Source organism: Pedobacter sp. GW822-FHT03F06, from assembly GCF_058801365.1.
Genome location: NZ_JBXANE010000003.1, coordinates 478,339 through 501,854, shown reverse-complemented (window position 1 = coordinate 501,854; position 23,516 = coordinate 478,339). Strand labels below are relative to the sequence as shown.

Sequence of the window (23,516 nt, the reverse complement as noted above, 5' to 3'; positions counted from 1 at the left end):
AGTACAATCACAATCCAGATCGCTAAAGCGTGAATCTATTGTTATGATGTTAAAACGAATATCAGGTATAAGCGCAATGTCACTTCTAGGGATATTGTTATTAACGTACACTATTGTAAAGGGGCAAAGTAACCCCAATTTTATTACCCTTAATACTAAAAATGGCCTTTCTTCAAATACTGTAAATACCATCCTGCAGGATCATAATGGCCTTGTATGGTTTGGTACCAGCGATGGACTGAATAAGTTCGATGGTACCAATTTTACCGTTTATACCACTAAAAGTGGAGATAGCACGAGCATTCCGTCTAACAATATCTCGGCACTTTTAGAAGACCGGAAGGGAAGACTTTGGGTGGGTACTAACGGCGGGGGCTTGGCTTACTATGATGCTAAGCAAAATACATTTAAATCATTTACAGGTGAAGGTATCCCGAATCGTAACGTCCCGTTTAATGTATTAACACTCTACGAAGATCGAGCCGGAAATATTTGGGTAGGCACTTTTGGCGGCTACCGGGTAATCAATACCAAAACTTTTAAAGTAAAAAATGTAGGTATCAGCGCATTGATGGGCAACGGTTCCAGTGTGCTTTCTTTTCTTCAGGGTAGTGGCAATAAGATATGGATCGGTACCAATTTAGGGCTCTTGGCCCTTAATTTAACCAGCGGTGCCACCGAAAAGTTTATCCATCACCCCAATGACCCATCAGGCCTCACTGATAATTTCATTAAAACTATGGTGAAGGATGAAAAGGGGCGGATATTTTTTGGTACCTACAATGGCCTCAATATGTTGCTGGATGATGAAAAGCATTTCAAGTCCTTTTTGCAATCGGGTGATAAGTTGTTTTCAGACGATATTATTTATTCTGCCAGATTGGAAAAAGGAGGTAAATTGTGGTTAGGAACCGAAGATGGCGTAACTATTTTCGATACCGCCACCGAGGTTTTCTCAAACATTCGTCCCAACAAACGCGAAACCTTTGGCCTTAGCCATAAGTCGGTTAGAAGCATTTGTATGGCCAATAATGGCATTATTTGGCTAGGTACCTACCAAGGTGGCGTTAATAAGTTCGATCCAAATTTAGCATTGTTTAACCTAAAGCGTAGTAGCCCATTTGATCCTAAAGGACTTTCATCGCCCATTGTCACTTCCTTTGCCGAATTCTCAAAACGAAAAATCTTTGTGGGCACAGATGGTGGAGGCTTACACTTTTTCGATCGTGATAAAGGCGTGTTTGAACATATCGACATCAAGAGCAAAATAGATTTTTCCCGAAATCCATTGACCATACTTACATTAATGCTCGATTCCAGGGGCACGCTTTGGGTGGGCACTTACCAACATGGCTTATTTGCCTATAATTCCAAAACCAAAACTTACAAACAATACCTGGCCGGACCATCGGCAACTGATCTTAGCCAAAACGAAATTTTCGCGATCAAAGAAGATAGCAAGGGTTTAATATGGATTGGTACAAACGGAACTGGTGTTAATGTATTTGATTATAAGACGAATTCATTTACCCGTTACGGCACCCAATCCTCGCCACCTATGGTGCTCCCTAGCAATGGTTTTATACGTGCAATTGTCGAAGATCCTTACGGAAATATGTGGATATCATCCAGCGGAACGGGAATAGCCGTATTTCAACGTAAAAACGGAAAATTTAAAGTATACCGAAAAGCAAATAGTGGGATTTCTAATGATGTGGTATTGAGTTTGTTATGTGATAGTAGGGGGAATGTATGGGCCGGAACCGATGGTGCCGGACTCGATCTTTTCAATCGACGTACCGGAAAATTTACCAATTTTAACGAAACAAACGGATTGCCCAATGCTATTGTTTACAAAATACTGGAAGGAAGAGACGGACTGATTTGGTTCAGTACCGATAATGGCATCAGTTGTCTTGATCCAGAAACAAAAAAAATAAAAAACTTTGGACGACCCAATGGAGTGCAAGACAGTCCTTTTATATTGGGTTCGGGAATCAGCACTTCAGATGGCGAGCTTTATTTTGGCGGACAAGATGGTTTCAACTATTTTAATCCGCTTGAGTTGCCCTCTAATAATGTGGTTCCAAATGTATTGCTTACTGAACTAAAGGTAGCCAATACTGTTGTACTTCCTGGTGAAAAATCACCTATTCAAGAGCAGATTGGTTTCGCAAAAAAGATTAAACTGAGCTATGGGCAAAATTTCTCAATTAGTTATGTAGCGTTAAATTACACAGCGCCGCAACAAAACCACTATTCCTATCGCCTTGTTGGTTTGGATGATGGCTGGAATGAAGTTGGTAAAGAGAAAACAGCGTATTATACAAATTTGGATCCTGGAGACTACATTTTTCAGGTAAGGGCAAGTAACAATGACGGCGTTTGGAGTGATAAAATCACTTCAATTTCTGTTCATATACAACCACCCTTCTGGAGAACGATTTATGCTTATGTTTTTTATGCACTCTTGATCGGTACAATCCTATTTGCCATTAGGCGGCGGGGAATTCAGCGCATTAAACAGCAACTTGCTATTGAACAAGCCCAGATCAATGCTGAACAAAGGATACTACAGCAGCGAAGGGATGCCGAACGTGCCCATGCATTGGATATACAAAAGATCAAATTCCTCACCAATTTAAGCCATGAGTTTAGAACGCCGATTTCATTGATTTTGGCACCCGTTGATAAGTTGCTTGCCATTAAACAGGAATCTGCTGTAGCTGGCCAGGTAAAGATGATCCGTAGAAATGCGCGAAGACTGTTAAATCTGGTCAATCAACTGCTCGATTTTAGAAAAATGGAAGAACAGGAACTGAAATTGAACCTGAACGAGGCCGATCTCATTACTTTTATCAGCGAAGCCGCAGAAGCATTCCAGGACCTTTCCGAGCGCAAGAAAATTTCACTTCGTATTAACAGCGATATTAAGAATCTGAAAACGCATTTTGATCAGGATAAAATGGAAAGGATTATATTTAATCTGCTTTCTAATGCATTTAAATTTACAAAAGAAGGTGGAGAAGTATCTCTTAACATGTTCTTAAGAGCCGCTACCGATCAAACTAAACCTGTATTTTGTATCGAAGTTTCAGATACCGGGATAGGTATTGCAAATCAAAGTAAAGATAGGGTGTTCGATCGTTTTTTTATGGATAACAATGTAAGTTCTATCTTAAATCAAGGCAGTGGAATCGGATTATCGATTGTAAAGGAGTTTGTAGAACTGCACGGGGGGCAGATTACAGTGGAAAGTGAACTTGGAAAAGGAACCGCGTTTTTGGTTTCGATGCCAGTTGAGATAGTGGATGAAGAAAATGATCAGGAGGTTGACGATACAGCCTATAGTTTTACGAACGAAGAACTGGACGAATCCGTTACTGAGCCAGCAACTAACGAGGTCAGGATGGCCACAATCCTTTTGGTTGAAGACAATGAGGAATTTAGATTTTACCTAAAAGATAGTCTGCAGCCTTTTTATCATATTATAGAGGCGTCAAATGGTAAAGAAGGTTGGCAAAAAATGCTTTCCGGACATCCGCAATTAGTTGTTACCGACATCAGCATGCCAGAGATGAATGGCATTGAGCTAAGCCAGAAAATAAAGGCAGACAAAAGAACAAGCCATATCCCGGTTATTCTGTTAACCGCAATCAGTGGAGAAGAAGACCAGGTTAAAGGCCTGAAATCAGGCGCCAACGACTACCTCACCAAACCTTTTAATTTTGACATTCTCCATGCAAAAATCGACAACTTATTGTTGTTTAATCGCTCGGTAAAAAATGCGTATTCCAAACAGGTGCAGGTACAGGCTAAAGAAATCGAAATTGAGTCTAGCGAAGTTAAGTTGTTAAATAAAATCGTCCAGTATATCGATGAAAAACTTAACAATCCAGAACTCTCAGTAGAGGAACTAAGCCGGCATGTGGGCATGAGCCGAGGCTCTCTCTACCATAAACTGCTTGAAATCACCGGTCTAACACCAATCGAATACATTAGATCGGTAAAACTGGAAAGGGCAGTAGAATTCCTGGAGAAAAGTGATTACAATGTTGCACAAATCGCATACATGACTGGTTTTGGTACACCGAGCTATTTTTCTAAGCTTTTTAAAGCGCAGTTTAATATGCTTCCTTCCGAATATATTAATGCAAAACGAAAAGATAAACGTGTGAAGATTTAAAATCCTTCTCAGTAGAATTTTCTTATTTAAAAACAAACATCTGGAGCTTTCTTTTGAACAAATGGCTCATGACAGTAAGGCCGTAGATGTTAGTTTTGAGCATAATCAACGTGCACTTTATGAAAAAACTTCTTCTCTTTATGGCCTTTCTTTATACTGGCTATTCTTACGGACAAATTACATTTACAAACCCGATTATGGCAGGGTTTTATCCTGATCCCAGTGTTACCAAGGTGGGAAGCGATTATTACCTTGTTAATTCAACCTTTGCCTACTTTCCAGGGGTTCCGGTGTTTCATAGTAAGGATTTAAAAAATTGGAAGCAGATCGGCAATGTGATCGATCGCCCATCGCAAATGACTTTCTTCGGTGATGGTACCTCAAGAGGGCTTTTTGCACCTTCAATCAATTATTATAAAGGCACATTTTATATGACCTGTACCAATATCGATAAGCGCGGAAATTTTGTAATGACGTCAAAAAAACCTGAAGGACCATGGAGTGATCCGGTTTGGCTCCCACAAGTGAGAGGGATTGACCCGTCACTGTTTTTTGATCAGGACAAAGCCTATATCGTTTATAACAGCGATGCGCCAGATAATAAACCCCTATATCCGGGGCACCGAACCATCCGTACTTTTCAGTTCGATCCGGTAGGCCTAAAAGTAGTGGGTGAAGAAGTTCAGCTGGTAAATGGTGGGGTAGACATCAGCAAAAAACCAGTCTGGATTGAAGGACCGCATATTTTTAAACGCGGCGATTGGTATTATCTCTGTGCTGCCGAAGGAGGTACTTCCGTTAACCACTCACAGGTAATTTTAAGAAGTAAACAAGCCACCGGACCTTATGTTCCCTATGAGAAAAACCCGATATTGACACAACGCGATTTAGATCCAAACCGTAAAAACCCGATTACCTCTACCGGTCATGCAGAATTGGTTGACGGTCCAGATGGTAAAACTTACGCCATTTTCCTGGCTGTAAGGCCTTATGAAGGCAATCATTATAATACTGGCAGAGAAACATTTATCGCTCCGGTTAAATGGGTAGAGGGCTGGCCAATCATCAATCCAGACCATAAAGAAGTTCAATATAGTTATACTGCTGATTTTAAAGAAGTAAAACAGATTGCCCCGCCACAAAGTGGAAACTTTACCTACAGAACTACGTTCGATAAAAAACTAGATCAATCGTTATTGTTTTTAAGAACCAATGATACCAGCTGGTATAGGTTAGATAAAGAAAATGGCTTAACAATGAAGTTACTGCCAGAAACGTGTATGGGGTTGGGAAATCCCGCATTTATCGGGAAAAGACAGCAGCATTTAACCGGTAGCGCTTCAACGGAGATGACTTTTATGGCGGTGCAGCCAAATGAAAAAGCAGGGATGCTTATCTTTCAAGGTGAATATAATTTTTACTACATCTGCAAATCAATAAAAGATGGCAAGCAGGTGGTTCAGCTTTACAAAGGAAACCGAAGCACTAAGGGTATGGACTTGATTATTGAAACTCCGGTAAAAGCTAAAACCCTGCAGCTTAAAATAGAAGCTGATCGGGGGCATTATAATTTCCGCTACGCTGAAAGCCCGGGCAAATGGAAAACATTAAAGGATAATGTGGACGGAAAGTTTTTGAGTACCGAAACCGCAGGAGGTTTTGTCGGCTCACTTTACGCGCTTTACGCCACTTCATCCGGAGAAAATACTAAAAGTACAGCTTCCTTTAAATGGTTAGATTATAGCGGTAATGATGCCATTTACAAGCAAAAATAGATAATACAGGTTTCTGATGATCTTATTGCCAGAAACCTATTGAAAAATAGTTGATGTACCTAGGCCACTTGAGAAATTTCTTCCAGGTGATTAGTTATAAAAAAAAATAACCCTCGCAGATGCAATACTGCGAGGTTATTTTTTAAACATAGGGTAAAATTCTATTTCGCCGAAAATGTCCAAAAATCGATATTTACTTCCGGTTTTTCTGCTCCTTTAATGGTTAGGAAAAGATCTTGTTTTCCTGTTGCACCATTAACTTTACAGCTTACTTCTTTCCAGGCCTGCGCATCACCAGTATTTGGTACAGCCAGTGTTCCGATCACTTTTCCGTCAGGGCTGCCTAATCGGAGTTCAATTTTATTGTCTTTTCCAATACTGGCTACCGAAGCCGAAAATCGTTTTGCTCCTTTGCCGAAATCTACACCCCTAACTTTTATCCAATCCCCGTTTTTAATATGTGTAACATTTAAACCACCTTTGCTGCACGTTTCAGTTTTAACACCTTGTTGGTCATTCATCGTTTCGGCTTCCACCCGCATGTAGGGATTTAATCCTTCCACCTGTGGCACTCCATCTGCCGTGTAGGTTACTTGCGCTATACTGCCATCGGCTTTGTAATTGAGTACTTCAACAGCCAGATTTCTTTTAAATTCTGTGGGGATTCCCAATTTGTATGCTACAGCCCTGTTGTGGTAGGCGTGGTACCATTGCCCTTTAAATTCGAAAACTCCCTGGTGGTTGTTGTTATTGTTTTTTGGCGGTTGTGCAGCAACGATTCCTCCATAGGTAAATCCAGAGGTGGGGCTTTTACTCATCATATAATCGATGCGCATTTGTGCTTTCGGATTGGTTGAGTAAGAGAAATAGTAAATCCCATTACGCTTATGCATCCATGAAGCTTCAAAAAAGGCAGGAGCAGTAATAGAAGTTGCAGGGCCATCTACGCTGATCATATCCCGGTTAAGTTTAATTACCCGAACGTTGCTCTCGCCATTACCACCAAAGTACATATAGGCCTGGCCATCATCATCAATAAAGGTCATCGGATCGAATAACCACATGTTTGGCGCAGGAAGTACACCTGGCGTTTGGGTTTCAACGAGTTTTTTTCCAATTGGATCTTTAAATGGCCCTATCGGACTGCTCGAAGTGGCTACGCCGATGCCATTGCCACCATTTCCGAAGTATAGAAAAATTTTGCCGTCGCGGGCAATTGCTGCCGGAGCCCAGGTTCTGCCAGCCCAGGCTACATCTCTCGGTGCTTCAAATACCACACCATGGTCTGTCCAGTTTTTCATGTCGCTGCTCGAAATGCAAACGATCGATTTCATTTTGTATCCGCTATTTTTATCGTAGGAGTTCTCATCGTCGTTGGATGCATAGAGATAAACTCTTCCGTTGTAAACAAGGGTGCCAGGGTCTGCCAAATGACGGTAACCGACAATAACTTCATCGGCGGAGCTGATCTGAGTGGTTGTAAGAAGAAATAGAAAAGCGCAGAAGGCTAGGATGGATTTAAGGTTCATAAAGATAATTTGGTTAATTTCAATCAATGCTGCTAAATTATTGAGAACCTTAGTCAGCAACTACTTTATTTCGTCAATTTTACTAGCACATTTGGTTAGTTTGCTTGTTTTTCTGTAACGGGATTGATTGAATTAGAAACATTTGTAACATAGATTTGAACAAAGCAGTTCGCTGATCTTCATATTTCTGAATAGCTTTGAATGCCGAATATAAACACATCGCAAGTTGAGAAACTGACTAAACCTGTATGAAGAATCTTAAATTATTTACATTATTGCTCTTTTTTGTGCTAAATACAGTTTGTGTTGATGCGCAAAAGGCGACAAATCCGCTCATTTTTGCCGATGTACCCGATCTTTCGATGATCAGAGTAGGGAAAGTGTATTATATGAGCAGCACCACAATGCACATGAACCCAGGTGTGCCCATCATGAAATCAACCGATCTGGTAAACTGGAAAATTGTAAGTTACGCTTACGATACCCTCGGAAATGCTGATGAATTAACTTTGTCCAATGGAAAATGGGATTATGGACGGGGATCGTGGGCAAGTAGCCTTCGTTTTCATCAGGGCATTTATTATGTCAGTACTTTTTCTGGTACCACCGGAAAAACTTATATCTACAGTACAAAAGATATCGAAAAAGGCCCGTGGAAACTTAGGTCTTTTAAACCTTCGCTCCATGATCACTCCCTGTTTTTTGAGGATGGAAAACCTTACATGGTATACGGTGCCGGCAAAATTACTTTGGTGGAATTAAAGGAAGACTTATCTGGAATAAAACCCAATACGAAACCCATAACGATTATCGAAAACGCAAGTCTTCCTACAGGTACGGGTGCCGGATTACCAGCTGAGGGCGCCCAATTATTTAAAATTAATGGCAAATATTATCTTTTTAACATTACCTGGCCACGAAATGGGATGCGTACGGTTGTGGTACACCGTTCCGACAAACTTATGGGGCCATATGAAGGGCGGGTAGCCCTTAAAGATAAGGGGGTTGCGCAAGGCGGTTTAATCAGTACACCAGAAGGAAAGTGGTTTTCTTATCTTTTTAGAGATTTTGGATCCGTTGGCCGTATTCCATATTTAGTTCCGGTTACCTGGGAAGATGGCTGGCCGGTGTTGGGTGTTGATGGTAAAGTTCCCGGAACACTAGAACTTCCGGTTAGTAGTGGCTTAATTCCCGGCATTGTAGCATCAGATGAATTTGCCCGCAAAAAAGGTGAGCCCGAGCTTCCACTGGTATGGCAATGGAACCACAATCCAGACGATGCATTTTGGTCGCTAACTAAACGCCCGGGATTTTTACGGATTAGCACTTCCAGATTGGATACTAATATTCTTCTTGCCCGCAATACATTAACCCAGCGTACCATCGGGCCCGTATCAACCGCAATCACTTCGATCGATATTTCCAATATGAAAACCGGAGACCAGGCTGGATTGATGCTGTTGCAACGCAAATTTGGTTGGGTTGGTATAAAAAACACGGGGTCAAAGAAAACGGTGGTAACAGTAAGCGCCCAAAGTGGCACTGTTAATGGCGAAGATGTTCCAGCTGGACAGCAAACCATTTATCTCAAAGCAAGATGTGACTTTGAGAACCGAACAGATAAAGGTTATTTTTTTTACAGCTTTGATGGAAAAACCTGGAAACCGATAGGAGAGCCGTTGCAAATGTCGTATACGCTTCCCCATTTTATGGGCTACCGTTTCGGACTGTTTAATTACGCCACTGAAAATGCCGGAGGATATGTTGACTTCGATTATTTTAGGATTGAAGCAAAATAAGATAGTTTCCGCCTAATCTTATCCTAAATATGGCCATTAAGTTTTTCTTTTTGCTCAATGTTATTAAGTGGGATAAATCGCAAAAAGATGTCACCCCTGAGGGTTAATTTATTGTATAAAAATCAATATAAATGACAGGAGAATTTTAAAGATTAACCTCTTCAGATTATCGTCATTGCGAGAAGGCTTTTTCAGCCGACGAAGCAATCTTACAACGATCGCTACCAGCGTGCGCATAAAGATTGCTTCGTCGTTCCTCCTCGCAATGACGACCTTTCTTTTGAATGTGTCAATTGTAGCGTAGTCGAAGGGTATTTATTTACGTTTTATCAATCTAAAGAAATCTTCGACTACGCTCTCCACAGGAGTCCTTTGGACAGAGTGACGACCGCGGTGCTTAACTTAATGATGTTGCCATTTCGCTTGAATAATGACAGACACTAAAAACTAAATATATATGAAAAAACCGCTATTGTTCTTGCTAAACCTCTGTCTATTTGTAGGATTAGCAAATGCGCAAACCAACCTGGCTCCCGCAGGATTTGACGAATTAAATCCTGCTATTGCCCATGGTAAATTAGATACCATCACGTACAATTCGAAAACTGTTGGGGTGAAACGAAAGGCCGTTGTTTATCTGCCGCCACACTATTCAAAGCTTAAAAAATATCCAGTGCTCTATCTTTTACATGGTATTGGTGGCGATGAATTTGAGTGGCTAAATCAAGGACGGCCGGAACGTATACTCGATAATCTTTATGCGCAAAAAAAAGTGAAAGATATGATCGTTGTATTACCAAACGGAAGGGCAATGGCCGATGATCGCGCTTCGGGCAATATCATGGCAGCAGATAAAGTGGCAGCTTTTGCAACATTTGAGCGCGATCTGCTAGATGATCTAATCCCATATGTCGAAAAAAATTATCCCGCAGAAACAACCAGAGAACGAAGAGCTATTGCAGGTCTATCTATGGGGGGTGGCCAATCCTTAAATTTTGGATTGGGAAATTTAGATAAGTTTGCCTGGATAGGCGGGTTTTCATCGGCGCCAAATACCAAAATGCCAGATCAGTTATTGCCCAATCCGGAAACAGCAAGAGATAAGATAAAACTGCTCTGGATTTCCTGTGGTGATGAAGACAGGCTTTTAACCATCAGCGAACGCACCCGCGATTACATGGTTGAACACAAAGTGCCGCATATTTTCTACAAAGAACCCGGAAAGCACGATTTTAAAGTTTGGAAAAATGATCTGTTTAATTTTTCTCAGTTGCTGTTTGTAAGTAAGTAATTGTTACTTATCGATGGAAATTTAATATTTAAGTTAAATCTCCATCGATAAGCTGAAGAGGAGCCGGAAAATAACGGTTTTCAAAAGCACGTCAATTTTGCAAGGCCGCCTGTTGAGCTTTAATTCTAGCTGTATTGCGTTTTTTTGTCCCCAGATTTCTCAATTCCCGAAACCTGGGGAATAATAGGATAACCATGATTAATTTCATCAATTGCTTCAATTATCCATAACAACCTTATTTTCAACTTATACTTATTCAACCCATGGTTCAATCATTTGGATTGTTCCATCGGCATTATGCTTCAAGTTGGTCACTTTCACATTTCTAAGGTGTGTTTTGCCCGAAAGCTGGGTGTCGTGGTAAAAGATATACCATTTGCCTTTTATCTCTAAAATAGAATGGTGGGTAGTCCAGCCTTGAACAGGCTTCATAAAAGTGCCTTCATAAACAAATGGTCCATAGGGTTTATCGCCAATCGCATAAGCTAAATAATGGGTATCGCCTGTCGAATAGGTGAAATAATATTTTCCATTAAATTTGTGCATCCAGGCACCCTCAAAAAAACGTCTGTCGTGGTCATTAGTAAGTAATGCTTTTCCCCGTTTATCTACAAGCTGAACATCTTTTACTTCACCATCAAACGATAACATATCACTGCTCAATTTTGCTACTTTAGCACTCAATGCGGGTTCATTTTCTTTCTGTGAATCGGTTTTAGATCCATTGGCATCGTATTTTCCGTTATTCCAGCGTTGCAGCTGCCCGCCCCAAATTCCACCAAAGTACATGTAACTGCTGCCATCAGTATCTGTAAATACCGCCGGATCTATACTATAACTTCTTTTAATGGGTTCAAGTTCAGCCTTAAATGGTCCTGCCGGATTTTTTGATGTGGCAACACCTATTCTAAATACATCAGATTTATCTTTAACCGGAAAATACAGATAATAGGTTCCGTTTTTAAAGGCAGCATCGGGTGCCCAAAGCTGTCTGCCGGCCCATGGAATATCTTTTATGCTTAATGCCACACCGTGGTCGGTAACTTTACCATTAATACTATCCATGCTCAAGATGTGGTAGTCTCTCATGTCAAAATGATCACCATTATCATTTTCGGGAGTGCCCGCCTCGATATCATGTGAAGGGTAAACATAAATTTTTCCATTAAAAACGTGCGCAGACGGATCGGCCGTATAAATTTTGGAAATGATAGGCTGTGATAAATAGCTGGATTTTTTAGCAGTGTTTGCCGTTTCCTTTTCTGTTTTTTGGTTTGCCTGCTGGCAGGAGCTGGCAATAGCCATTCCCATAATGGATGTAAAAAGGGTGATTTTTTTTAATTCGTTAATCATGTTGTTCATGGTTTGGTTAATTTAATTTCGTGTGCTTTTAATGCTTTCTGGTGGTCCTAAATAACTTGGTTTTAATTCTCCCAGATCTAGTACTAATTTTTGCAGCACCACGCCTGGATTAATCATCCAATAGTTGATGGTGTGTTTTCCTGTTTTGTTAAAGACAAGGGGAGTTTTAAAAATTTTGATGTTGTTGGCAACCGATTGTCCCCATGTATAATCAGTAGCGTAATCTTTGCTGATATTAACGACTATAGGAGGTTGCTCATCCAATGAAACAGCGAACTTTAGTCCATCCTTCCCCGTAAAATCTATAGTGGGCGAGATAAAGGTATTTAAGGTAAAATTGCCCGTTTCAGTTACAAAAATGTCGTAAGCCAAATGTGGTGAGCTATTACCAGGTTGCTGAATTGGTGAAGTTACAGGTGTTGCGATTATTCCGTCCCTGGTTTTTCCGTAATTGGGAATGGTTTTCCAAAAAATAGGTCTGCTGTTTACCGCGCTGCTATAACTTGTCGCTTCCATCGAGATGTATCCCTTATCAGGGAGGAATAAATTGGCAGGTAAGTCGGTTGGTATAAAGTTTTTGGTTATAATGGGGATGGTGATACTCGATTTATCACTGCCAGAAATGAGAATTTCACTTGTTTTAGTGTTTTTTGGCGCTTTATTCCAATCGATGCTGATCTGGATTTTCTGATCATCGTGAAGTGTTCCCTTTTTGCTGCTTAACATTACAAAATCAGGCGCTTTGATCTCGTATTTCAGTTCACCTGCACCTGTTCTAAAAATTTCGAGCGTATGTGATGTATTTGCAAGCGCTGAAAAAGTGAAGCCCTGCGCTATCTTTGTTTTTCCAGTAAAGTGGAGCTCCGAGTTTTCAAGTGAAATACCAAGGGTGGTGGTCGCATTGTTAATCAGCGTAGTTTTAGGGTTAATATTGCTATCAGGCTGTTGCCAGGAAGTGTAGCCAATATGCGTTTGATCCATCATATGGTCCCATTTTCCTCCAGCCATTGTTTTGTTGTAGTAAGTGCTGATTTCGGCATCCCGCTTAAATAAAGAATCTACTTTCCTGGCGAAACTATTCGTAGAAAATCTACCCTGTTTGGCATATAGTTTGTTTTTGGCCACCGCGAGATACATTTCATATAAATTAGTAACAGCCTCAATCGGGTGAAGAACCAATTGGTAATAGGCATCTTTTTGATTGTCAGCTAACTGATTATTGGTGCTGGTAGCTTGTTGTGCAAGTTTTTTGAAATCAGCGGTAACTTGTTCGAACTCGTTATAGTTGCTTAAACTATAGGTATTTGCATGAAGCAGTTCTGGTTTAATTCTACCTGCATATTTTAGGTAAGCGTCTATATGGCTGGCAATTGCTGTGGCGTGTTTATTATCAAACTGGTTGGCCGCCCAATTAATTGTGTAGTCCATTAATTTATCGGCAGGGATGGCGTCAGGATTCCAGGCATAATCTAAAAAGAACTGGATGGGAAACTCCATTGGTTTTAAATCGCCTACGTTTACGATCCAGATCTGATTAGCATCATGTTCGTAAGCCAATCGCATTTGTTCCCAGATTTTTTGGATAGGGTTAGTATTAACCCACTTGTAGTTTCTGGGCCCACCCACATAGTCGAAGTGATAATAAATCCCATAACCGCCTTTTCTGGGCGCCTCACCTAAACTTGGCAATTTTCTGATGTTGCCCCAATTATCATCGCATAAAAGTAAAGTTACATCATCGGGAACGCGCATCCCTTTGTCGTAATAATCTTGAACTTCCTTATACAGGGCCCATAGCTGTGGCGTTTGCGCTGCAGGTTTTTTTGTTACTTTTTCAATAATTTCACGTTGATCTTTTACAATTTTTTCCAGTAGGGCAGTAGCTGTGCCGGTTGACATGGGTTCGTCGCCATCTCCACGCATGCCAATAGTAACGATCTGTTCTTTATCGGCTACACGTTGCAGCCCGCTTTCCCAAAATGCACGTAACTGTTCTGGGTTTTGATCATAGTTCCATTTGCCACCTTTATATCTTTTCCACTCATCATGGGCACGTGTTAGGGGTTCGTGATGAGAAGTTCCGATTACTACACCGTATTCGTCGGCTAAAACGGGGTTGAGTTTATCGTCGTCGTTAAATGCATTTCCCCACATGGCGGGCCATAAATAATTTCCTTTTAAGCGAAGAATCAATTCGAACACCTTCTCATAAAACTTATGGTTAAACCCTCCAAATTCTTTTCTGCTCCATCCGGAAAGTGCTGGCGCTTCGTCATTTAAGAATATCCCACGGTATTTTACCGCAGGTGAAGAAATGATATGCCGCCCTCCAATAACATAAACCGAACTGCTTTTTTTTACCGGAACATCAGCCCAATAATACCATGGCGAAACACCGATTTGAGCAGAAAGCTCGTATATTCCATATATAGTTCCCCGCTTATCGCTTCCGGCAATTACTAAAGCAGAATCTATGCCCTTAATTGGGTTTTTTATCACCTGAATTAATGTGGCTTCCCATTTTCCGGCAATTTCAGAGACATTTAGACTATGGTTCCAGATCATTTCGTCGATGATTTTGCTGTTGCCGATCGTGCCGATGATGATAGGCATGCTGGTTGTTTTATCCGTTAAAAATTCGGGTTCAAGTCCACTTACCTTTTTTATATCGTTTTGAAGATTTTGGGCGGCACGTATAGTGCCTGGCCATTCGTTAGCACTTACCAAAATAGACGGAACCTTACCTTTGCTCACCACAGCAAAACTTCCGGGCAAATAAGTATTTACCGTAATTGGACCGAGCCAAGCGGCTTGTACAATGACGATGTTGAAAAGGAGTAAGGCCAGCAGAAATATTTTCTTCATTATTTAAAATTTAATAACGGCCCAATAAGCCTTTTTTGGTTTTAATTGCGTGTCGAAAAGTAAGGGATAATTTTTGCGGCCAGGTACCGGATAACCATCCAGCCAGGTACGGCGATCAGAAATGTTCCAGAATGTAACGTTGGTGATTACATTTTTATACTTTCTGAAAACGTTGAACACCATTTTGTACTTTGCAACCTGACTGGCCTCAAGTTCAGCGGTATAAGCATCGTTTTCATTCGCACGTTTGGCACGTTTATTTTTCTCCCATGGATAAATGGAAAGATCCAACTCGGTAAATTGTATTTTAAGGCCTAAAGATGAATAGCGTTCAATTGCTGTAACGAGTTCCTTTTCAGTAGGTTCATAAATAGACCAATGCGCTTGGAGGCCAACGCCATCTATAGGTACGCCTTTGTCTTTCAGGCTTTTGAGTAACCTGTAAACGCGTTCTCTTTTTTCTGGTCGTTCGGTATTGTAATCATTGTAATAAAGCTTTGCATCGGGATCGGCGGCGTGCGCGTATTCAAAGGCTTTAATGATAAAGTCTTCACCGCAGATTTGGTACCATTTCGAATTTCGTAAGTATTTTGTAGAATCATCGTCAATGGCCTCATTTACAACATCCCAGGCATATATTTTTCCCTTATATCGCCCAACTACGGCATCAATATGTGCCTTCAATCGTTGTAGCAAAGCTGTTTTATTTACTTCCTTTCCTCCTTTATCTGTGAAAAACCATGAGGGCGCCTGCTCGTGCCAGCATAAATTATGGCCACGTACTTTGATGTTATTTTGCGCTGCAAAGCTGATAATCGAGTCGGCTTCCCGCCAATTAAATTTTCCCTCTACAGGCTGCATCGACTCCATTTTCATGTCGTTTTCTGCTGTAATGCTGTTAAAATGTTTTTTAATCAACGCACTTTCCTCTCCGGTCAGATTTCTTTTGCCAACGGCAACACCAATGGGGAAGTAATTTTTGTAAAAATCTTTTAAACCCCTGGTATCTGTTTGATAACTGGAAAGCGATTGACCCGTTTTACATCCTCCAAAGCCCAGTACGAAGAATAGAAATAGGGTATAGCTTGAAAATATATTTTTGGCACTCATTGTATTTTGATCAATTTGGAAAATTATAGGCCATTTGATTATTTTTTGCCGAGTAAGCTCAGCATCTTTTCTCCATATCTTTTGCCTAACATACGGTAGCCTTCAGCAGAAAAATGAAGATTGTCCGGCCCATCGGGGCAGCCTGCAGAAGAAATAACGTGTGCGTTGGGAATGGTTTGTGGCAAGGTTGCAATAATGGCGTTCATGCTGGCACAAACGCCACCCTGGTCGGCGTTTACCACTTCTCCGGCGAGTAATGGAGTATTTTTAGCTTCTAATTTTAGGTCTTTCAGCAGGTTTTCATACACGCCCTTTACTTTTTCTGGCCAGGCTTTGTCGCCTGTATTTGATTCTCCCTGATGCAACAATATTCCTTTGATTATGCCACTTTGCTGTGCAATTTTAGCCATCTCTACCATACGGGCATATGGGTTTCCCTCATATTCAGCTAACATACCTTTCATCCAATCTGGGGCTGTTGCCGTGTAAGATTGGTAATTTTCTTTATCGAACAGTTCAATTTTACATCCGCCTATGGCGACATTGATTACACCGATTTTAATATTTTTTGGCAGGTTTGCAACAAGTGTCCGACCAAAATAATCTACCGGGCCCAGTCCCGTTTTACATCGTGTTAGCGGGGGAACAGCAGTATACCAGTTGCCTTTTGTACGGTTTAAGTTATCGCAATTAACGGCTTCCAAAAGGCGAAACCGCTGATCAACTGCTGTAGTATCTTGTGTTTCAAATTTGGCGGCACCTTCCATGTTCGATTGTCCGAAACACAGAAATATATAAAAATTCGAATCTTGTGAAAATGAGGGAATGCTGATCAGCAATAAAGCTGCGCATGTAAAGATGGCACGGAGTTTAGTCATATTTGGTTATAGTTGATGTATGTATTGTTAAGCTTAATAGCTGATGATTTAGCCGTAGATATTGTCTTTAATCATCAAGTTGTTGTTTAAAACTTTGTAACCTCGTAGTATGCTTTTTTGGGTTTTAAATCCACATCAAATAGTAATGGAAAATTTTTCCTGCCTCTGCCATCGAGCCAGCTGTAGCGGTCTGAGAGGTTCCAAAAGGTAACACCTGTAATGTTTTTTTATATTTTCTGAACACCTCAAAAACCATTTTATATTTTTCCAATTGCTGTTGTTCCATTTCTGGTGTAAAAACAGCTGCATTAGCGCCTTTTTCTCCGGTAATCATCTGGCCGCCCTGTCTTCCCGAATACACGGAAACATCCAGCTCGGTAAATTGGATCTGAAGACCAAGAGATGAGAATAATTCAATAGATTTTTCAAGCTCCGGGCGCGTAGGGTTACTGATAGACCAATGTGCCTGTAATCCAACACCATGGATGGGAACTCCTTTGGCTAACAGCTTTTTAAGCATCCGATATATCTTATCCCGTTTGATAGGATTTTCTGTATTGTAATCATTATAAAACAACAATGCTTTTGGATCTGCCGCATGTGCATCCCTAAATGCTTGTTCAATGAATTCTTCTCCGGCAATATTATACAGTTGAGATTTTCGGAAAGTGCTGGTATCATCTGCAATCACCTCATTCACAACATCCCAGGCATAAATTTTTCCACGGTACCGGGACACAACGGTGTTGATGTGGTTTTTGATCCTGGAAAGTAAGACTTCTTTAGCTACCATGTTTCCTGTAGCATCTTTAAATAGCCATCTTGGTGTTTGTGCATGCCAGAGTAAGCAGTGCCCCCTTACTTTTATCTTATTCTCTAGTCCAAATTGAACAATTGAATCTGCAATTTGCCAGAAAAATCTATTTTCAAAGGGATGTATTGGACCCATTTTCATGGCATTTTCTGCAGTGATACTATTAAAATGTGTTAAAATCAGCGACTTTTCTTGATTGTGCAGGTCGCTTGGTTTGACGGCAACACCTATGGGGAAATAATTTTTATAATAATCTTTTAGCCCGCTGGCGCTTTTGTATGCACTTAAGGTTAGGATTCCTAAGGAAAGGAATAGCAGAATCACTGGTAATTTATTCGGCTTTCGGCTCATAATCTGGCTTGATGATCAGCAGGCTAAATTATTTGGATTGTGGCTATGAGAATAGTTTATTTCGTCATTTTTACTAGTACATTTGAACAATCGGATGTTTTTTTTGTAGTACCTGTTTGTTTTGTGCTTCCCTGGTAAATGAAATTGCAACAATCTGGATTAGAGTAATAAAGGGTATTAGAATGGTATTTTGTTGTTCGTTTGCTCTGGGGTCTAGTCCAAATAGGGTGTTAATATGAAATTTGTGGGAGATATTTCAGTAAAATTGATGTTCAATTGCAGGCATCTAGCTTTCTTAGGTCAGGGAGTGCTACCGTAATCCTTCGCTTGTCATGAGCACCCGCTTGATTGTCCCATCGGAATTATAATAAAGATAATCCACGCAGACCGAACGCCTGTGACTGTCTCCGCCTTTTAGTGCGCCGTTATGATAAAAGAAGTAGTGCTTTCCTTTGAATTCGACAATGGCAGGACGGTTTGTTTCACAGTTTCCAGCCAGTTCGTTCAATATCCCTTTAAATATCCATGGTCCATGTATACTCGGGCTCATGGCGTAGGCTACCTTTTCCGGGCTGCCATAACCGTAAGTTAGATAGTACCAGTCGTCGCGTTTAAAAACATGAGCACCTTCCGAGAAACCAGGTAGTTCAACCGTATTGATTTTGCCCTGTAGACTGAGCATATCATCACTTAGTTTAGCGAAATAGCACTGTTGGTTGCCCCAGAAGATATAAGCCTGCCCGTCTGTATCTATGATTACAGAAGGATCAAGGTTTGCCATTGGATTTTTGTCGAAAGGGATATCATTTCCTGTGATCAGTGCTGATCCGATTGCATCACGGAAAGGACCTGTAGGTGTTTCTGATATTCCAAGCGCAATTGCTTTTCCAGGTATATCGCGATGGGAGACTGCAGCAAACCAATAAAATTGTCGTTTGTTAAAAACCACACAGGATGCAAATGCATCCCCGCTTGCCCAGCTAAAATCTTTTGCCTGTAATGGTATCGGATGTTCTTCCCAGTTGATCAGGTCTGTAGAAGAAAAGCAAAGCCAGTTACGCATGATATAATTATGCACCCCTGGTGGTGCTTCATCATGCCCAGTGTATAAATATACTTTCTGATCGTATACCAAAACAGTTGGATCAGAAGTGAATTTGTGGCTGAATATAGGATTTCCGGTGTTAATCATATCATTTGCATAATAAATAACACTTATATACCCGTTATTGTTGGATGGATGTGATCTTATAGATTTCTTTTGTAAAAGAGGTTATATCATAAAGATAGATTTGTCATCCTGTCCAAAGGACTTCTGTGGAGAGCCTGTCGAAGGAACCGCTTAAATACCCTTTAAGGTGTTTCGACAGGCTCAACATGACAGCCTTTATGATACATCCTTTTTTATTCTGCAACGGCTTCTTCATTAACCGCATTGACAGCAATCTCAGTGAGCGCGACATCGGTTGCCTTTTCATTGTCAAGGGTCTGAGAAAGTAGTTCGGCTACATCGTTGTGTCCGATATTTTCGGCAAATACTCTAAGCGTACCATAGGTTGCAATTTCATAATGTTCCACTTTTTGAGCTGCCAGGATAAGTCCTGCATCTCTTATCATCGTGCCTTTGTCGGTATCAGCGATAATTCCATCGGCTTCTTCCAGCAAACCTGCCATTGCATCACACTTTTTAGCTACTGGTTTTTCACCTAAAAGCCCAAAAACTTCTTCCAGTGTGCTCACATGTTGTTGAGTTTCTGTGGTGTGCTTTTCAAAAGCTGCTGCAAGCTCAGGGCTAGTGGCCGCTTTTTGCATTTTTGGAAGCGCTTTAGCAAGGTGTTTTTCTGCCCAGTAAATATCCTTTAATTCATCAATAAAAAAATCATGGAATTCAGAATTTTCTATTTTTCCTGTTTTTGATGTAGATTTTGAGGCTTTGTTGCCTGCTGTTTTTGTTGTTGCCATAATTATAATTTTTATAGGTTTTTGATAGCTATAGAACAGGTTGAAATTTCAAATGGTTTTATGTATTTTATTTTAAGTTCTTGGCATAAATCTATCCATTATGGTCAATTTTAATATTTCTATTTCCCGGTTTCCATATGCGGCGCATCTACTGGTTTAGATTCCGGAGAGCCTTTCTGTCTTAAGAAAATGGTTAATACCACGATAGCAGCTACCGAGAGGAATTCGCTCTGCCAGTTTTGAAAGGTTTCGAACCAGAAGTTGGCCTGCCCCAGATAGGCGGTCATCGTATCTGTTGCTTTACCTTTTAATATTTGCTCAGTGTTGTGATCTAGCCAGCTACCATAAAAATGGAGGTACCAGCTCACCAGAAAAAGGATGCAGAAAGCAATAGAAAGCGAGTTGGAATACAGTTTCAAAATCAGCCCGCCCCGGCGTACGGGCCATGGGGCATTTTTCGAGGCAACAGGCTCGCGGTCTACCGCTTCTTCTTCATCAAGTTTTTTAGATTCGGCCGAACCGATCTGACGCAGTTTTACGGTTAGCAGCACATAAAGAACCATCTGCAGAAACTCGCTTTCAAAATTTTCGAAAGTGGCGGAAATAAAATGCCCGGTATGAAGGTAATTATTAAAAGAGATCGGCGAAGCTCCCTGGTCGCTCAGTTCGCTATTATGTTCTTTCCAGCCGGTAATTGCCTGTGCCAGGAGTGTAAAAACAAATAGGCTGATAAAGGTTACCGAAAGTCCGTTCCGGTACAGCCAGGTCTTTTTTGGAAATACTTTCTTTGCTTTCATATCTATTTATGGGTTATCCAGGGAGCTGAGGTAATCTGCTAACATAGTTGCGCAAGTCAATACGGTTTCGGCAACAATTTCTTCCCGGCTTCCAGTAAAATTAAGCCTTTCTGAAAAAGCCAGTTCATTGTGGTGAGTAGCGTAGATGAACATGGTGCCTACCGGTTTTTCCTGAGTTTCACTTCCTCCTGGAGCAGTAAGTCCGGTGATGCCGATATGGATGTCAGCATCGATCAGTTTTGACAGTCCCAGGGTTATGGCCTGTGTAACCTCCATTGATTCAGGAGTATAGGTCTTGATTAACGAAGCGTCAATCTGTAAAAGATCTTCCTTTAAACAGGCATCATAACAAATAATGCCTCCTTTAAGGAATTTACCCGCATCTTCTATCATTGAAAAATCTGCTGAAAGCCGGCCTGCCGTTGCGCTTTCAGCAAAAGCAATTGTGAGGTTTCTGCCTATAAGCATTTTGCCTACATTTTTCATCTTATCATCCATTATAAAATCTGACTATTGGCCCCAACATTAAGAGATCAGTTGCAGGTCTCTGCAGAATCTGATGGTGGTAGTGCGGAGGTCTTTTGGCCTAAATAACAACCTTTATGGATAAATGGTTTTATGTGGCGGAGCGCAGGAGCGGGACTTTTGTAATAAACAAAATGAAGATTTAGCTAAGGTTTCTATTATTACTGATTTACAAGGTGATTTTCAATTTCGCCCGCAATGAGGTTAATCTCATGAATACCTAATGATACCTGTGCCGCTTCAGAATTCAGTCTATGGTCGAAATATTCTGGCATTCCAGGATCAATCTCTTCCTGTTGGAGCAGTATCCAGTCCAGCCCCATTTTTCTGATGGCGCCAAGGATACTGCCAAAATAAACGATTATATAATAATCTTTCTTTGGAATAATAATCAGGGTAATTTTATCATCACCATGATCGATCTGGATATTAAATGGAACCATAAAATTACAACCCTAATGTTGATGGATTTGTTTGGACATTGGTCTTTTTAGCCCTGCTTTTGGTAAAGGTTGAAATCTTGTTCAGATTTACATCTGAGCTTATTTATCAAACTTGTCCAATCTTGTGGATTTCTATTTTCTCTAATGCTTTCCTTGGTGGCCCGGTAAGAACATTACCATCAGTAGCGAATCTTCCTCCGTGACAAGGGCAGTCCCAGCTCTTTTCGCTGGCGTTCCAGTTAACAATGCAACCGGCATGTGTGCACACCGGGCTTAGGGCGATAACCTTGCCGTTTACATCTTTATATAAAGCGAGCTTTTTGCCTTCTAACTCTACTATTTTACCTTTATCGTTTTTTAACTCTTTTGTTGACTGGATAATTTCTGTCCCAAACCGGTCAGCAACGAAATGATAGGCCACATCAGCATTTTCTTGTACAAAATCCATAAAACCTGAAATAGGTTTCAATCGCGACGGGCTGAGCAGTTTAGCAAGATCGTTTTCAATACCCAATATCAGATCGGTTAAGATAACTGCCGAAAGGCTGCCGAAGATCATCCCGTTTCCGTTAAAACCCGTTGCTACAAAGCTGTTCGGATCACCACCCGGAAACTGCCCAATATAGGGTAGGCCATCTACGGGAACATAATACTGTGATGACCACCGGTAATCAATAGAGCTAATGTCAAAATTTTCCATTGCATATTGCTCCAGCGCCGAAAAGGCCTTTTCCGGATCATCGTGCCCCGTCTTATGGTCAGCGCCACCAATTAACAGGTATTGATCTCCATCTATTTCATGACTTCGGAAGTAGTGGTAAGGCTCTTGCATATCATAGGCCAGGCAGTTGGGGTAATCTCCGTTTTTAAGTTTAGCCGCCAGTACATAACTTCGGTAAGGCGCATTCCTGAGCGACAGGATATTAATTCCAGGCGGAATGTGTGTAGCCCATACCAAATGCCTGCCCTGAACGGTTATCTTGCCTGCATTTATATAGTGAACGTCGCCTTTATAAACACTGTTTTCAACAAAGGTATGCTCCAGGATATCTCCGCCCAATTTAAGGAATTCTCTGGCGAGGCCTAGTATATATTTTATGGGATGGAATTGCGCTTGCTCTTTAAATAACAATACGTGTTGGAAATCGATCGGAATGCCGTTTTCAAATACTTCACTTACGTTAACACCAGCCTGTTGTGAAGCGGAAAGGATGGATTTAAGCTGTTTCGTCTCTTCCTGGTTCTGAGAGAAGAGAAAGGCATCCTTATATTCAAAGTCTGCATCGATTTCGAGCGCTTTGATATTGCTACGGATCATTTCTATTATTTCTTTTGTTGCACGGGCAAGTTGGGCAGAGGCTTCTTTTCCGAAATCACTAGCTATCTCCGGATAGGTGGCATCCAAAAAGGTATTCAGGTGTGCACTTGTACCACCTGTTGTACCGAAGCCCAGGTTTTGCGCTTCTATCAAAATACATTTTTTACCTTTTCGCTGTAGCTCAAGGGCAGTGGTTACGCCCGTAACTCCTCCACCTATGATTACTACATCGTAAATTGTATTTTCTTTGAGTGGTTTGATTTCCAGGCGCGGATGCGAAACCTGCCATAGACTTTCATTTTCTCCGTCCCTGGCGGACTTAAGGTCAGTATGGTTTTTCATAAGCTGTTTTTAGGTTAAAACAGGATGTAAAGCGCAAAGGTTTTTGAATTATACGCGATTTTATAGGACTTATTTTTTACCTTTAAACGGATGATTGTTCTTTTTGGATAAAAAACTGATTAATTTCTGCAAATCTTTTATTTTTTTTGAAAATGAGTGTGCAGTTGTT

At 40.9% G+C, this 23,516-nt stretch carries 16 protein-coding genes and 1 pseudogene; 4 read left to right on the top strand and 13 right to left on the bottom strand.

The window, feature by feature from the left end:
- Window positions 1-76: 76 nt before the first annotated feature.
- Both AC1RJ8_RS07445 and AC1RJ8_RS07440 read left to right on the top strand, forming a co-directional pair.
- Entirely contained in the window at window positions 77-4,186 is a 4,110-nt protein-coding gene (locus tag AC1RJ8_RS07445) for a hybrid sensor histidine kinase/response regulator transcription factor (RefSeq protein WP_492952906.1), read from the top strand.
- 119 nt (window positions 4,187-4,305) lie between these two features.
- Window positions 4,306-5,961, top strand: coding sequence for a glycoside hydrolase family 43 protein (locus tag AC1RJ8_RS07440; protein ID WP_492952907.1), 1,656 nt, complete (start codon window positions 4,306-4,308; stop codon window positions 5,959-5,961).
- Between the two features lie 161 nt (window positions 5,962-6,122).
- On the opposite strand, the gene AC1RJ8_RS07435 is transcribed toward AC1RJ8_RS07440, so the two are convergent.
- Window positions 6,123-7,490 carry a glycoside hydrolase family 43 protein gene (locus AC1RJ8_RS07435; RefSeq protein WP_492952908.1) on the bottom strand — a complete coding sequence of 456 codons (1,368 nt, stop codon included), beginning with the start codon at window positions 7,488-7,490 and terminating at the stop codon, window positions 6,123-6,125.
- 248 nt (window positions 7,491-7,738) lie between these two features.
- Here AC1RJ8_RS07435 and AC1RJ8_RS07430 point away from each other — a divergent pair, with 248 nt between their 5' ends.
- Both AC1RJ8_RS07430 and AC1RJ8_RS07425 read left to right on the top strand, forming a co-directional pair.
- The gene (locus AC1RJ8_RS07430) at window positions 7,739-9,289 is read left to right on the top strand and encodes a glycoside hydrolase family 43 protein (protein WP_492952909.1); all 1,551 of its coding nucleotides are present in this window, start codon (window positions 7,739-7,741) and stop codon (window positions 9,287-9,289) included.
- A gap of 457 nt (window positions 9,290-9,746) precedes the next feature.
- Window positions 9,747-10,580 carry an alpha/beta hydrolase gene (locus AC1RJ8_RS07425; protein WP_492952910.1) on the top strand — a complete coding sequence of 278 codons (834 nt, stop codon included), beginning with the start codon at window positions 9,747-9,749 and terminating at the stop codon, window positions 10,578-10,580.
- Between the two features lie 252 nt (window positions 10,581-10,832).
- Here the strand turns inward: AC1RJ8_RS07425 and AC1RJ8_RS07420 are convergent, their stop codons facing one another.
- The 12 genes and pseudogenes from AC1RJ8_RS07420 to AC1RJ8_RS07365 form a co-directional block, all read right to left on the bottom strand.
- Complete coding sequence (locus tag AC1RJ8_RS07420) at window positions 10,833-11,933, bottom strand: glycoside hydrolase family 43 protein (protein WP_492952911.1); 1,101 nt, start codon at window positions 11,931-11,933, stop codon at window positions 10,833-10,835.
- A gap of 21 nt (window positions 11,934-11,954) precedes the next feature.
- The gene (locus AC1RJ8_RS07415) at window positions 11,955-14,807 is read right to left on the bottom strand and encodes a glycosyl hydrolase 115 family protein (RefSeq protein ID WP_492952912.1); all 2,853 of its coding nucleotides are present in this window, start codon (window positions 14,805-14,807) and stop codon (window positions 11,955-11,957) included.
- Window positions 14,808-14,810: 3 nt separating this feature from the next.
- Window positions 14,811-15,917, bottom strand: coding sequence for an endo-1,4-beta-xylanase (locus AC1RJ8_RS07410; protein ID WP_492952913.1), 1,107 nt, complete (start codon window positions 15,915-15,917; stop codon window positions 14,811-14,813).
- A 38-nt stretch (window positions 15,918-15,955) separates the two neighbouring features.
- Window positions 15,956-16,795, bottom strand: a complete 840-nt coding sequence (locus AC1RJ8_RS07405; RefSeq protein WP_492952914.1) for a sialate O-acetylesterase — start codon at window positions 16,793-16,795, stop codon at window positions 15,956-15,958.
- An 86-nt stretch (window positions 16,796-16,881) separates the two neighbouring features.
- Entirely contained in the window at window positions 16,882-17,016 is a 135-nt protein-coding gene (locus tag AC1RJ8_RS07400; protein WP_492953264.1) for an endo-1,4-beta-xylanase, read from the bottom strand.
- A gap of 65 nt (window positions 17,017-17,081) precedes the next feature.
- Window positions 17,082-17,960, bottom strand: a pseudogene (locus tag AC1RJ8_RS07395) (endo-1,4-beta-xylanase); the annotation flags it as partial.
- A gap of 310 nt (window positions 17,961-18,270) precedes the next feature.
- Window positions 18,271-19,152 (bottom strand): glycoside hydrolase family 43 protein, encoded by an 882-nt coding sequence (locus AC1RJ8_RS07390; protein ID WP_492952915.1) that lies wholly within the window; start codon window positions 19,150-19,152, stop codon window positions 18,271-18,273.
- Between the two features lie 212 nt (window positions 19,153-19,364).
- Complete coding sequence (locus AC1RJ8_RS07385) at window positions 19,365-19,922, bottom strand: YciE/YciF ferroxidase family protein (protein ID WP_492952916.1); 558 nt, start codon at window positions 19,920-19,922, stop codon at window positions 19,365-19,367.
- Window positions 19,923-20,041: 119 nt separating this feature from the next.
- Complete coding sequence (locus AC1RJ8_RS07380) at window positions 20,042-20,719, bottom strand: DUF6766 family protein (protein WP_492952917.1); 678 nt, start codon at window positions 20,717-20,719, stop codon at window positions 20,042-20,044.
- A gap of 6 nt (window positions 20,720-20,725) precedes the next feature.
- Window positions 20,726-21,205: a CinA family protein gene (locus tag AC1RJ8_RS07375; protein WP_492952918.1), complete on the bottom strand. Its 480-nt coding sequence runs from the start codon at window positions 21,203-21,205 to the stop codon at window positions 20,726-20,728.
- Between the two features lie 200 nt (window positions 21,206-21,405).
- A complete protein-coding gene (locus tag AC1RJ8_RS07370; RefSeq protein ID WP_492952919.1) occupies window positions 21,406-21,687 on the bottom strand; it encodes a hypothetical protein in 282 nt (93 codons plus the stop codon).
- 106 nt (window positions 21,688-21,793) lie between these two features.
- Window positions 21,794-23,347, bottom strand: a complete 1,554-nt coding sequence (locus tag AC1RJ8_RS07365) for an FAD-dependent oxidoreductase (protein ID WP_492952920.1) — start codon at window positions 23,345-23,347, stop codon at window positions 21,794-21,796.
- Window positions 23,348-23,516 lie beyond the last annotated feature (169 nt).